This window comes from Kribbibacterium absianum (assembly GCF_030067705.1).
Classification (GTDB): domain Bacteria; phylum Actinomycetota; class Coriobacteriia; order Coriobacteriales; family Atopobiaceae; genus Kribbibacterium; species Kribbibacterium absianum.
In genome coordinates, this window is sequence record NZ_JASJEX010000003.1 from 109,842 (window position 1) to 122,649 (window position 12,808).

Sequence of the window (12,808 nt, forward strand, 5' to 3'; positions counted from 1 at the left end):
CCGGTTGGAGGTATACATGTCTGAATTCATCCGACCCACCGTGTCCGTCGAGGAGGTCAAGGACAACGTCGCCCGCGTGGTCGTGGAGCCGCTCGAGCGCGGCTACGGCGACACGCTCGGCAACTCGCTCCGCCGCGTGCTGCTCTCCTCGCTCGAGGGCGCCGCGGTCGAGGCGATTCGCATCGACGGCGTGCAGCACGAGTTCTCGACCATCCCGGGCGTCTACGAGGACGTCACCGACGTCGTCCTGAACGTCAAGCAGCTCGTCTTCCAGCGCACCGGCTCGCTCGAGGAGACCACGGTCTCCATCAACGTGGACGGCCCGATGACCGTGACCGGTGGCGACTTCAACGTGCCGAGCGGCTTCGAGCTGGTGAACCCTGACCTCGTGGTGTGCCACCTCGGCGAGGGCGCGCACCTCACGATGGAGATGCACGTGGGCTGCGGGCGCGGCTACGTGCCGGGCGACGAGAACAAGCGCGAGGACGACCCCATCGGGATCATCCACGTGGACAGCCTGTTCTCGCCCGTCAAGCGTTGCGCCAAGAGCGTCGAGGCCTGCCGCGTCGGCCAGCACACCGACTTCGACAAGCTCGTGCTCGAGGTGGAGACCAACGGCGCCATCACCCCGCGTGAGGCCGTCGTCGAGTCCGCGAACATCATCAACCAGCACATGAGCGCCTTCATGACGCTCGACGAGGAGGGCGAGCAGGAGGAGGAGGTCTCGATCTTCGCCGCCGGCGTGGAGGACGACAACTCCGAGCTGGACAAGGCCATCGAGGGCCTCGACCTCTCGGTCCGCTCCTACAACTGCCTGAAGCGCGCGGGCATCCACTCCGTGCGCCAGCTGGTGGAGTTCTCCGAGAACGACCTGCTCAACATCCGCAACTTCGGCGTGAAGTCCATCGAGGAGGTCAAGGACAAGCTGCAGTCCATGGGCCTCGGGCTCAAGTCCTAACCGCACGCCGCCGGACCGTATTCGCATTGGAGTTTTGAACCATGAGGCATCAGAAGAAGCACGGTATGAAGCTCGGGACCAGCCCGGCCCATACCAAGGCGATGAAGCGGAGCCTGGTGTGCGCCCTCCTCGAGAACGAGCGCATCAAGACCACGCTGCCGCGCGCCAAGGCCATCCGCACGGACGCTGACCGCGTGATCACCTGGGCCAAGAAGGGCGACCTGCACAGCCGCCGTCTGGCCATCGCGCTGACCAACGACAAGGAGCTCGTCCGCGAGACCTTCGAGAAGGCCGCCCAGGGCATGTGGCAGGACCGCGCCGGTGGCTACACCCGCATCGTGAAGCTCGGCCCCCGCAAGGGTGACAACGCCGAGATGGCCATCATCGAGCTCGTGACCGAGCCCTGCACCCCCAAGGCCAAGAAGGAGGCCCCGGCCCCGGTCAAGGTGGACGAGCAGGACGCGGCCGACAAGAGCGCCGAGGACGCTGAGTAGCGCACCTACCGCTTTTGGATAGCATGGAAGGGCCCGCAGGGAGACCTGTGGGCCCTTTTGCGTGCGGGGGCGCCTTGAGGGTTCCGCACGCTTCAGGTGTCGCACACACAGGGGAGCGCGCGTGATCGAGGCTCGGGACATCGTTGCAGGACCGCTCCGCGGGGCGGGCTTCTCCGTTGCGGACGGCGAGACCCTGGCTCTGGTCGGCCCGAACGGCGCCGGCAAGTCGACGCTCCTACGGTTGCTCAACGGTCTTGACACGATGGCCAGTGGTTCCATCGTGGTCGACGGCGTGCGGGCCGACGGCTCCCGAGACGCTCGACGCGCCCTGCGGAGGCTCGTGGGGCTCGTGCGACAGGACCCGCGGTGCCAGCTGGTGAGCGGCCGCGTCCTTGACGAGGCCATGTTCGGTCCGCGCAACCTGGGATTCACCGTCGCGCTGGCGCGCGAGAGGGCTCAACACGCGCTGGGGCAGGTGGGGCTGGCCGACATGGGCGCCCGCGCCGCCGAGACGCTCTCGGGCGGCGAGCTGCAGCGGCTCGCGGTGGCCGGGGTGCTCGCGATGGAGCCGGCGTGGCTCGCGGTGGACGAGCCCTGCGCGATGCTCGACGAGGCGGCGCGCGCGACGGTTCGCCGGGCGCTCGGTCACGGCCGCGGCGCTGCCGGCGTGGTGTGTGCCACCCACTACGTCCGGGAGGTGGCCGCAGCAGACTCGGTTTTGGTACTCGCCCGTGGCGGCCGACAGGTGTCCCCGGAGGAGCTGTTCGGAGATTCCGCGCTCCTGGCGGACTCCTCGTTGGCTGGCTCGCTCGCCGCCGAGGCGGCGTCGTTCCTTGTGGAGAAGGATGCCGGGCTGGATGCCCTGGCAGAGCCACGGGACGCGGTGCGCGCTCTCAAGGCGTCCGGGTTCCGGTTCGAGGCCCCGGAGCTCCACGGTGAGCCGACCGCAGACGGTGCACTCGTGCTCCAGGGCGCGACGGTGCGCGCCGGGCGCGCGAAGCTCCTCGATGACGTGTGCCTGAGCGTTCCCCGGGGCGCCGTGACCGTGCTCGCCGGAAGGTCGGGGTCCGGAAAGACCACGGCCGCCCGGGCGCTGGCGGGGCTGCTCCGCTTGGACGGCGGCCGAGCTCTGCTCGACGGGCGCCCGGTGCGGGCGGGCGACGTGGGCCTGTGCTTGCAGCGAGCCTCTGACCAGCTGTTCTGTGACACGGTGCTGGAAGACGTGGCCTTCGGGCCACGACAGCTCGGGATGGCTCGTGACACTGCCATGACGGCTGCGCGGGAGGCGCTCGGGAGTGTCGGGCTGAGTCCGGACGTGTGGGGCCTATCGCCGTTCGCGTTGTCGGGCGGGGAGGCGCGCAAGGCCGCGATGGCCGGCGTGGTCGCGTGCCGTCCGCGCGCGTACGTGCTCGACGAGCCCACGGCGGGCCTGGACGGGCCGTCTCGGGAGGAGGTGCGGCGCCTGGTGGACACGCTGGCTCAGGAGGGCGCCGCCGTGCTCGTCGTGAGCCACGACCTGGACGAATGGCTGGCCGTCGCCGACTCGGTGGCGCTGATCGACCATGGGCGCCTGGTATGGAGCGGGGCACCGCGCGACGTGCTCGCGCCCGGCGTGGTCGAGCGTGCGGGGATGCGGCCGTCCCTCGGCCTGCTGATGCTGCGCGAGGCGACGGGGTGGTCGCAATGAGCCCGGTCTTTGGCGCCTACGTGGCGGGGGACGGCTTCGCGCACCGGCTGGACGCGCGCGTGAAGGTACTGCTCTTGCTGCTTGCGACCGTGGCCGCCTTTGGCGCGGCGAACCTTGGGGCGGCGCTCGCGCTGCTCGGTGGCGCCGTGGCCTGCGCGGTGCTCGTGGGAGTGGCGCCGCGCTCTCTTGCGGCGGCCGCTGTGCCGGCGGCGGTGGTCCTCGTGTTCGCGTTCCTGGCCAACGCGCTCGTGGCCGACGGCACCGGCGACGTCACGCTCTTCGGCTCCTTCGGGGTGTCGTGGGACGGCCTCGCCCGCGGCGTGCTCGTGGTGGCGCGGATCCTGTCGCTCGTGGCCTGGTGCGCGGTCTTCTCGGCCACGACGTCCTCGGCCGACCTGTGCGAGGCGGTCGCGACGTTCGCGGCGCCGCTGCGGGGGGCTGGGGTCCCGGTGGACGCCTGGGCGATGACGCTGTCGTTGGCGGTGCGCTTCGTGCCGGACACGCTCGGGGAGCTCGCCAACCTGCGGGACGCCCAGGCAGCGCGGGGCGTGGACCTGGCGGCCGGCGGGCCGGTGCGTCGCGTGCGGCGCATGGCGGCGCTGCTCGTCCCGCTGACGGTGGCCGAGTTCCGCCGGTCGCTGCAGGTGGCGGAGGCCATGGAGGACCGCTGTTGGGGCGAGGAGCCCTGGGCGCACGAGAGGCGGCCGCTCGGGGTGGGCGGCTGGCTGGCCTTGGGCTGCGGTATCGTGCTGTGCGTCGCATGCTGCGGCGTCGGGAGGTGACGCATGACCGAGAGGCTCGAAGGAACGGCGGCGGACCCCACGTTGGTGATCAAGCTGGGATACCGCGGCGGCGGGTTCTCGGGCTTTGCGGCCCAAGAGAACCAGCCGCAGCTGCGCACCGTGGCGGGCGAGCTCGAGCGGGCGCTCGAGACGTTCCTGCGGCGCCCGGTCGAGCTCACCTGTGCGGGGCGCACCGATGCCGGGGTGCACGCGCTGTCGCAGCACGTGAGCCTGCCCGTGACGCCCGAGGAGGCGGAGACGTTGACGGGGCGCCGGCTGATGGGCGCGCTGACGGCGCTGACCCCCGAGGACATCTCCATTCGGGGGCTCTACCGGGCCGCGCCGGGCTTCTCGGCACGGTTCGACGCGCTGAGCCGCACCTATCGCTACCGGATCGCGTGCGGGCCGCAGCCGGTGCTGGCCTGGGGCCACGCCTGGTGGCTGCGCTCGGAGCTCGACGTGGACGCCATGGACGCGGCGGCCCAGGCGTTGCTCGGCGAGCGGGACTTCAAGAGCTTTTGCAAGACGGCGTCCGCCCAGGACAAGCCCACCTGCCGCAACGTGACGCGCTGCCACGTGAGCCGCGCCAACGAGGCGGGCGAGGACCTCGTGGCGGTCGACATCCAGGCCAACGCGTTCTTGCACAACATGGTGCGCGCGATCGTGGGCACGCTCGTCGAGGTGGGCCGCGGGCTGCGGCCGGTGGACGGCATGGCGCAGATTCTCGCGGCTCGCGACCGCCGCGCCGCAGGCCCGACGGCGCCTGCCAAGGGCCTGACCTTTGTGGACGTGGCCTATCCGGACGGCGCGCTCTCGCCCTGGTGAGGCGCGCCCGGCCCGTAAGGGGACGCCGAAGGCCCAAAGTACGGTAGACTGCATGTCTGTCAGCAACCTGGTAGGGGAGTGGCGCGGGTCTTCCGCGTGCGCAGCACCTGGGTCCGCATTCCAATCGGCCCCGAGGGGCCGCACGGTTAGGAGGCCGCCATGGCAACGCTTCAGTCTGGCATCACCGACGAGCAGGCGCACGACCTGCTCACCACCTACAACAAGGACCCGTTCCACGTGAGCCACGGCGAGACCGTCGGCGGCCTCATGCGCTACTTCGCGGCCGAGTACGACCCGGAGAACGAGGACTTCTGGTACCAGGTGGGGCTGTTGCACGACCTCGACTGGGAGATGTTCGACCCGGAGCTCCACACCCTCAAGACCGCCGAGCTGCTCGCCGAGGCCGGCGCTTCCCCCGAGCTGGCCAAGTCGATTCAGACGCACCAGAGCGACCTCAATCCGGACCTGCCGGCTCCCGAGCTCAAGATGGAGAAGATGCTCTACGCCTCGGACGAGCTTTCGGGCCTCATCACTGCCTGTGTGGCGATGCGCCCGAGCAAGTCCGTGATGGACTTCAACGTGAAGTCGCTCAAGAAGAAGTTCAAGACCAAGTCCTTCGCCGCCGGCTGCAACCGCGACGACATCCGCCGCGGGGCCGAGCTCAACGGGCTCGAGCTGGACGAGCTGTTCGCCATGGTCATCGAGGGTATGAAGTCCTTCGCACCGGACAAGGACACCTTCGGGGCTGAGTAGCGCGAGGGTCTGAAGAAGGAGGCCCATGCACGGCTTTGAAGGCGACGTCCTGGAGCTGCTCCGCGACGTGCTGACGGAGAGCGTGGAGGACACGCTCGTCCTGATCCCGTTCCTCTACCTCACGTACCTGGCAATGGAGGCCCTCGAGCACGGGGCCGCCGGTTGGTCGGAGCGCATCATCGTGCGCGCCGGCAAGGCGGGCCCCGTGCTTGGCGCCCTGCTGGGCGCGTTGCCGCAGTGCGGTTTCTCGGCCATGGGCGCGACGCTCTACGCGGGGCGCGTGGTGACGCTCGGCACGCTGATCGCCGTCGTCCTCTCCACGAGCGACGAGATGCTGCCGGTCTTTATCGCCAACGGCGCCCCGGTCGCGCAGATCGTCGCCATCGTGGGCTTCAAGGTGGCCATCGGCATGGTGGCCGGCCTGCTCGTCGACCTCAGCCTGCGGGTGTTCCGGATCCCGGTGGACAGGCGGCTCCGCATCTCCGAGCTGTGCGAGAAGGACGGCTGCGACTGCGGGTTCGAGGAGCTGACCGCAGGCCAGGACGAGGCGTTGGCCGAGAAGGTCTACGAGGACGACGGGGACCTGCGCGAGGCCGAGGGGTGCGCGGCGTGCGGGCACCACGAGCACCACGGCCATCATGAGCACGGGGCGCACCACCATCACGGCTCGATATGGCGCAGCGCCCTCGTGCACACGGTGCAGGTCACGGTGTTCATCTTCCTGGTGACGCTCGTGCTGGAGCTCGTCATCGAGTCCGTGGGCACGGACGTCTTCGCCCAGTTCATGCTCGACCACCCCGAGCAGTCGGTGTTCGTGAGCGGCCTCGTGGGCCTGGTCCCCAACTGCGCGGCGAGCGTCGTGATCTCCGAGCTGTACCTGGAGGGCGCGCTCGGCTCCGGCGCCATGATCGCCGGCCTGCTGACCGGCGCGGGCGTGGGGCTGCTCGTGCTGTTCCGCGCGAACCGGCCCCTCAAACAGAACGTGGGCATCGTCGCTGTGCTCTACGGCATCGGCGTGCTGTGCGGGCTCATCGTCACCGCCAGCGGGTTCACGTTCTGAGCCCGTGGCCGTCGGTGCTCCCGCATTCGTGCGCGCCGGGCGCGCCCCCAATGTGACGAACGAAAGCAACGTGTTTGTTTGCTGAAGCCTCGGTGTGCCCTCTGTGATGCTCCGGACGGGCCTTGGGCACCTCGCTTTGCGCGCTGATACATTGGACACGCGGGCGCTGGAGCCCGAACAGCCACGTCAGCGGAGGGAGGTTCGATGGTCGCGAAACCGCCCACAGTCTCGGTGATCATGCCGGTGTACAACGTCGAGCGGTACGTCGCGCGGGCCGTCGAGTCCATCCAGAACCAGACCTTCCGCGACTGGGAGCTCATCTGTGTGGACGATGGGTCCTCTGACGGCTCGGGCGCTGTGCTCGACCGTCTGGCCTCTCGCGACTGGCGCATCGAGGTCATCCACACCGAGAACCAGGGCGCCGCCGCCGCGCGCAACGTCGCGCTCGACCGCGCCCGCGGCATCTACGTGCACTTCATCGACGCCGACGACTGGGTCGAGAAGGACATGCTCGAGCAGGAGGTGGCCTTCGCGCGGGTGCACGCCCTCGAGCTCGTGGTGGCCGGCTTCACGATCGAGACCTACTACACCGACGACGAGCACCTCACTGAGGAGAAGCGCGTCCCCACGCAGGTCTTCGACACGCGGGCGCAGTTCCGCTCGGAGGCCTGGCGCCTGTTCGACCAGAACCTCCTCTACACGCCCTGGAACAAGCTGTTCCTGCGCGAGCGCATCGAGCGCCTGGGGCTGCGCTTCCGGCCGACGTTCTGGGACGACTTCCCCTTTGTGCTCGACTACATCCGCGACGTGGAGCGCGTGGGCGTGATCGACCGCTGCTTCTATCACTTCGGTCGCAGCCGGGAGGAGTCCGAGACGGCCCGCTGGCGCCCCAACATGTACGACAAGCGCGAGGAGGAGCACACCTGGATGCTCGACCTCTACGACCACTGGGGTCTCTCGGCGGACCCGGTGAGCGTGGAGATGATCCAGCGGCGCTACATCGAGCGGCTCGTGGGATGCATCGAGAACGCCTGCAACCCGGCCAGCGAGCTCGCGGGCGCGGACCTCAAGGCGGCCGTGTCCCAGATGATCGAGTCGCCGCGCGCCCAGCAGGCCGTGGAGCTGGCCGTGCCGCGCACGTGGATGATGCGCGCGATGCTGCTGCCGATCCGCCAGAAGAACGTCTCGATGGCCATCGCCGAGGGCCGGGTTATCTCCGCAGTGAAGCGGGGCAACGTTAAGCTGTTCGCGACCTTGAAGGGACGGCGCTAGCGTTCGTCCCGCGTGGAAAACACACAGGTGCCCTGCTCCGGACACAGCGACCGAGCCCGTTGGGTAGGCACCCATGAGCGCGTCGCGCGGAAGCGGCGCTGATGAGAAAGGGAACCCATGGGCAAGAACGACGGCAAGAAGGTCAAGGTCCACTACACCGGCACGCTGGACGACGGCACCAAGTTCGACAGCTCCCATGACCGCAACGAGCCGCTGGAGTTCACGGTGGGCGCGGGCATGATGATCCCGGGCTTCGACATCGCCGTGCGCGACATGGAGCTGGGCGAGAAGAAGACCGTGCACCTGGAGCCGGACATGGCCTACGGCGAGCCGCGCGAGGACCTGGTGGTCACGTTCCCACGGGACCAGGTGCCGAACGTCGAGGAGCTCGAGGTGGGCCAGCGCATCTTCCTTCGCAGCCCCATGGGCAACCCGGTGCCGGCCAAGGTGACCAAGGTCGACGACAAGGAGGTCGTCGTGGACGCCAACCACGACCTGGCGGGCAAGCCGCTCAACTTCGAGATCGAGCTGGTGGAGGTCGAGGACTAGTCCTCGGACGCATGCAGCCCTTGAGGGCCCCTCTCGGCAGAGCCGGGAGGGGCCTTTTGCGTCCCCAGTAACGTCGCCGCAACCCGCAAGCCCTAGGGTGGATAGCCCTGTCCCTCCCATTCGAGGGGGTTCCATGGCCCAACCTCAGGCCCGTGCGGCCGCTCGCGCCCCGGAGCTGTTTCCCGTCGACGACGGGTACACCGGCAACCTGCGCGACGAGTCGCGCACCACCGGCTTTGCTGTGACCATCTCGTTCCCGACCAGCGAGGACGATGTCCGCGCGGTGCTCGCACAGCTGCGCGAGCAGGGGTGCACGGCCGTGACCGTGCAAGGGGCGCGCACGGGCCTCGCCGCGGGCGCGGTGCCCTTTGGCGGCTCGGTGATGGACCTCTCGCGCATGAAGCGCGTGACGGGCCTTCGCCAGGAGGGGGAGCGGTTCTTTGTGACCGTGCAGCCGGGCGTCGTGCTGCAGGACCTGCGCAACGCGCTGCGGCAGAAGCGCTTCGCCACGACGGGTTGGAGCGACGAGTCGCTGGCCGCCCTTGCGGCCTTCCGGGAGGCCGGGCCCTGGTTCTTCCCGACGGACCCCACCGAGACCTCGGCCACGATCGGCGGCATGGTGGCCTGCAACGCCTCGGGCGCGCGCAGCTTCCGCTACGGCCCCGTGCGACCGCACGTGCAGGCGCTGCGCGTGGTGCTGGCCGACGGCGAGACTCTGGCGCTCAGCCGCGGAGACGTGGCGGCGGAGGGCCGGGTGCTCACGCTCGTCACCGAGCAGGGCACCACGCGCACGGTGCCGGTGCCCACCTACACCATGCCGCACGCCAAGAACGCGAGCGGCTATCACGCGGCGCCGGACATGGATGCCGTGGACCTGTTCGTGGGATCGGACGGCACGTTGGGCGTCGTGACCGAGGTGGAGCTTGAGCTGCTGCCGTCCCCGGCGGTGACGTGGGGCGTCAACTGCTTCTTCGGCACCGAGGCCGAGGCGCTGGCCTTTGTCGAGGACGTGCGGCCGTCGGTGCCCGAGGCCGTTGCGGTGGAGTACTTCGACGCGGACGCCCTCGACGTGCTCCGCGCCCAGCGCGCGACCGGCGGCGCGTTCGCCACGCTGCCGGTGATTCCGGAGGACTGGCGCTTCTGCGTGTACGTGGAGCTGGCGGGGCCCGGCGAGGAGGCCGTCGCCGACGCGCTCGGGCGCGTGGCCGACGCGATGGTCGCGGCCGGGTCCACGCCTGCCAGGACCTGGGTGGGCCGCACGGACGTGGATCGCGAGTGCCAGCGGCTCTTCCGCCATGCGGTGCCGGAGTCCGTGAACATGCTCGTCGACGAGCGCCGCCGCACGGATCGGGCCATCACCAAGCTGGGCAGCGACATGTCGGTGCCCAACGGGCGCCTCTTGGACGTCATGGGCCTGTACCGCCGCACGCTCGCCGAGGAGGGCCTGCAGTCGGCCGTCTGGGGCCATATCGGCGACAACCACCTGCACGTCAACGTCCTGCCCCGCACCATCGAGGACTACCGGCGGGGCAAGGCGCTCTTCGAGCGGTGGGCCGAGGAGGTCTCGGCCATGGGCGGAGCGGTCTCGGCCGAGCATGGCGTGGGCAAGCTCAAGCGGGCGTTCCTGATCCCGATGTACGGCCAGGAGGGCGTGGCGTCGATGGCCGCCACCAAGCGGGCGCTGGACCCGGACGGCCTGCTCGGTCGCGGCAATCTGTTCGACGAGGCGCTGCTGGGAAGCGAGGAGGTCTGAGGTGCGACTGGTCGTCTGCCTGAAGGCGGTGCCGGCCTCGACAGAAGTGGCGATGGACCCGGTGACCCATACGATCGTCCGCGACGGCGGCGACGCCGTCTGGAACCCCTACGACACCGCCGCGCTCGAGGTGGCGCTCCGGCTCAAGGACGAGGCGCGAGCGGCCGGCCAGGAGGGGTGGGTCGGCGTGGTCTCGATGGGCATCCCGGCCACGGCGTCTCTTCTGGAGGACGCGCTCTCGCGCGGCGCCGACGAGGCGCTGCTCCTCTCGGACCGGGCCTTTGCCGGCAGCGACACCATCGCCACGTGTTACGCGCTGACGCTTGGCATCGGGCGCCTCTGCGCCGAGCCGGACCTCATCCTTTGCGGCAAGATGGCCGTGGACGGCGACACCGCACAGATCGGCCCCATGCTGGCTGCCGCGCTTCGGCTGCCGGTGGTGACGGGCGCCACGACGGTGGAGCGCCACGGGGCGGCCGTGGACGTGGAGCAGGTCTTCGACGGCGCGCGCCGGCGCCTCTGTATGCACGGGCCCGGCGTTGTGACCGTGGACAAGGACGCCGCGACGCTGCGCATGCCGTCCATCGAGGGCGTGCTGGCGGCCCGTCGGACTTCGGTCCCCGTGGCGACGGCTGCCGACCTGGGCGCCGACCTGGACCGGTGCGGCCTCGCCGGTTCGCCCACCCAGGTGGTCTCGTGCTTCGTGCCGGAGCGCGCGAGCGATGCCGTCGCCATCGAGGGCACGCCCGCGGAGCAGGCCGCGACCCTTGCGTACCTGATGGGGGAGGTGCTCGCATGAGCGGGCTCTACGTGGACGCCGACCGCTGCGTTGGCTGCGGGATATGCGTGCGCACCTGCGCCAACGACGGCATCGAGCTGTTCTCCTACACGAGCGGTGCCGGCCGTGCGCGCCGTCTGGCGCGCCAGACGGACGGCTGCATCTACTGCGGCCTCTGCAAGGACGCGTGCCCGGTGGGCGCCATCACCATCTAGCGCGACGACCGGGCCGCCGATGAGGGCGAGGGCTTTCTCGTCGTGTGCGAGACAGACGCCGCGGGCGACCTTGTCGATGTGGGCCGCGAGCTGCTGTGGAAGGCCAACGAGCTGGCCGCGCAGGTGGACGCCGGCGTGCAGGCGCTCGTGCTGGGCTGCGGCGAGCGGGACCCGCAGGGCGCGGCCGACCAGGCCTATGCCGCCGGCGCGGACGAGGTGACCGTGGGCTGGAACGCAGGGGCCAACGCCCTCGATTCCGAGCTGGCCGCGGCGCAGACCGTCGCGGTGGCCCGAGAGCTGCGACCGGCCGTGGTGCTCTTCGGCGCCACGGACTTTGGCCGCGAGCTGGCGCCGCAGGTGGCCGAGCAGCTCCAGACGGGCCTCACGGCGGACTGCACGCGCTTGGAGATGGACCCGGAGAGCGGCCTTCTGCTCCAAACGCGCCCCGCCTTTGGCGGCAACCTGATGGCCACCATCGCCTGCCCTGCGCGGCGCCCGCAGATGGCCACCGTGCGCCCGGGCATCTTCCCGGTGCCCGAGATGGCGATTGAGGTGCCGTCGGTGCCCTGCTCGGAGGTGTGGCGCCCCGAGACCTGCGGCCTCGTGGAGGTGCTGAGCTGCGAGGACGCGTCGAGCGGCGAGACCGTCGCCGACGCCGAGGTGCTGGTTGTGGCGGGCCGCGGCGTCCGGGACAAGACGGGCCTTGCGCTGTGCGAGCGGCTGGCGGGCCTGCTCGGCGGCAAGCTGGGTTGCACGCGCCCTTTGGTGGAGCAGGGCTGGCTCGACCGTTCGCAGCAGGTGGGGCAGACGGGTTGCTCGGTGGCCCCGAGGTTGTTGGTGTCGGTGGGCGTGTCCGGCGCCGTGCAGCACCTGGCCGGCATGGGCGGCGCCGAGTGCGTGGTGGCCGTCAACGAGGATGCCGACGCGCCGATCTTCTCGGCGGCGCAGTACCGTGTGGTGGGGGACTGCCGCGAGGTGCTGCCGGAGCTGATCGCCCGGCTCGAGGGGGTTCGGTGAACGGTCGTCTTTGAGTTAGCTTTAGTTTACATCTGTGGGGAACTCCGATAGTGTTAGCCGAGTAAAACTTGTCTAGCACTCGGGCCTGGCCTGGGTGAGGGGAGATGCCCATGACCATGCCCGCTCGTCGCCGTTCCCGCATTGCCCAGGGCCTCTGGTGCGCCGGGGGTCTCGTTGCCTTTGGCTGCGCGGTGCTCGGCGCGATTCTGCCGTTGATTCCGACGGTGCCGTTCCTGCTGCTGGCGGCCCTGTGCTTCGCGCGCAGCTCCGAGCGGTGGGAGCGATGGTTCCACGGCACGCGCCTCTATCGCGAGGTGCTGCAGGACTACGTGTCCAAGCGCGAGATGACCGTGCGCGCGAAGCTGCGCCTGATGGTGCCGGTGAGCGCGATGATCTTCGTCGCGATGGCGTTCGTGCCCCTCCTGTGGGTGCGCGGCGTGATGTTCTGCGTGTGGCTCGGCCACGTGTGGTATTCGCGGTGAAGGTCCCGACGATCCCGCAGGGCGCATCTCCGCAGGAAGCCTAAACCTCCTCAGGTGCCACGCACCCCAGGAGGTTTCCGCCTCAGGTGCCACGCACTACGGGAGGTTTGGGCGGTTCCCCGCAACGGGCGCCCCGTCTTTGTGGGGAACCGTTTCCCCGCAAAGGGTTTATCTCGGGATATA

Annotated in this window: 14 protein-coding genes; all 14 read left to right on the forward strand. The window is 70.0% G+C overall.

Going from position 1 to position 12,808, the window contains the following annotated elements:
• Positions 1-16: 16 nt before the first annotated feature.
• The 14 genes from QJ043_RS06240 to QJ043_RS06305 all read left to right on the forward strand — a co-directional run bounded on the left by QJ043_RS06240 (position 17) and on the right by QJ043_RS06305 (position 12,625).
• A complete protein-coding gene (locus QJ043_RS06240; RefSeq protein ID WP_283712799.1) occupies positions 17-958 on the forward strand; it encodes a DNA-directed RNA polymerase subunit alpha in 942 nt (313 codons plus the stop codon).
• A 41-nt stretch (positions 959-999) separates the two neighbouring features.
• The gene (gene rplQ, locus QJ043_RS06245; protein WP_283712800.1) at positions 1,000-1,452 is read left to right on the forward strand and encodes a 50S ribosomal protein L17; all 453 of its coding nucleotides are present in this window, start codon (positions 1,000-1,002) and stop codon (positions 1,450-1,452) included.
• Between the two features lie 121 nt (positions 1,453-1,573).
• Positions 1,574-3,139, forward strand: a complete 1,566-nt coding sequence (locus QJ043_RS06250; protein ID WP_283712801.1) for an ABC transporter ATP-binding protein — start codon at positions 1,574-1,576, stop codon at positions 3,137-3,139.
• On the forward strand, positions 3,136-3,921 hold the full coding sequence (locus tag QJ043_RS06255; RefSeq protein ID WP_283713142.1) for an energy-coupling factor transporter transmembrane component T family protein: 786 nt from the start codon (positions 3,136-3,138) through the stop codon (positions 3,919-3,921). Before QJ043_RS06250 ends, QJ043_RS06255 begins: the two co-directional genes overlap by 4 nt.
• Before the next feature lie 3 nt (positions 3,922-3,924).
• Positions 3,925-4,746, forward strand: coding sequence for a tRNA pseudouridine(38-40) synthase TruA (gene truA / locus QJ043_RS06260; RefSeq protein WP_283712802.1), 822 nt, complete (start codon positions 3,925-3,927; stop codon positions 4,744-4,746).
• A gap of 159 nt (positions 4,747-4,905) precedes the next feature.
• Positions 4,906-5,499 (forward strand): HD family phosphohydrolase, encoded by a 594-nt coding sequence (locus tag QJ043_RS06265; RefSeq protein ID WP_283712803.1) that lies wholly within the window; start codon positions 4,906-4,908, stop codon positions 5,497-5,499.
• Between the two features lie 25 nt (positions 5,500-5,524).
• Positions 5,525-6,559 carry a putative manganese transporter gene (locus tag QJ043_RS06270; RefSeq protein ID WP_283712804.1) on the forward strand — a complete coding sequence of 345 codons (1,035 nt, stop codon included), beginning with the start codon at positions 5,525-5,527 and terminating at the stop codon, positions 6,557-6,559.
• Between the two features lie 204 nt (positions 6,560-6,763).
• Positions 6,764-7,831, forward strand: a complete 1,068-nt coding sequence (locus QJ043_RS06275) for a glycosyltransferase family 2 protein (RefSeq protein ID WP_283712805.1) — start codon at positions 6,764-6,766, stop codon at positions 7,829-7,831.
• Positions 7,832-7,948: 117 nt separating this feature from the next.
• Positions 7,949-8,380, forward strand: coding sequence for an FKBP-type peptidyl-prolyl cis-trans isomerase (locus QJ043_RS06280; protein ID WP_283712806.1), 432 nt, complete (start codon positions 7,949-7,951; stop codon positions 8,378-8,380).
• A gap of 133 nt (positions 8,381-8,513) precedes the next feature.
• Entirely contained in the window at positions 8,514-10,133 is a 1,620-nt protein-coding gene (locus QJ043_RS06285; protein ID WP_283712807.1) for an FAD-binding oxidoreductase, read from the forward strand.
• A 1-nt stretch (position 10,134) separates the two neighbouring features.
• Positions 10,135-10,932, forward strand: a complete 798-nt coding sequence (locus tag QJ043_RS06290) for an electron transfer flavoprotein subunit beta/FixA family protein (protein ID WP_283712808.1) — start codon at positions 10,135-10,137, stop codon at positions 10,930-10,932.
• Entirely contained in the window at positions 10,929-11,126 is a 198-nt protein-coding gene (locus QJ043_RS06295; RefSeq protein ID WP_283712809.1) for a 4Fe-4S binding protein, read from the forward strand. Before QJ043_RS06290 ends, QJ043_RS06295 begins: the two co-directional genes overlap by 4 nt.
• Positions 11,127-11,168: 42 nt before the next feature.
• Entirely contained in the window at positions 11,169-12,143 is a 975-nt protein-coding gene (locus QJ043_RS06300) for an electron transfer flavoprotein subunit alpha/FixB family protein (RefSeq protein ID WP_283712810.1), read from the forward strand.
• 110 nt (positions 12,144-12,253) lie between these two features.
• A complete protein-coding gene (locus QJ043_RS06305; protein WP_283712811.1) occupies positions 12,254-12,625 on the forward strand; it encodes a YbaN family protein in 372 nt (123 codons plus the stop codon).
• Positions 12,626-12,808 lie beyond the last annotated feature (183 nt).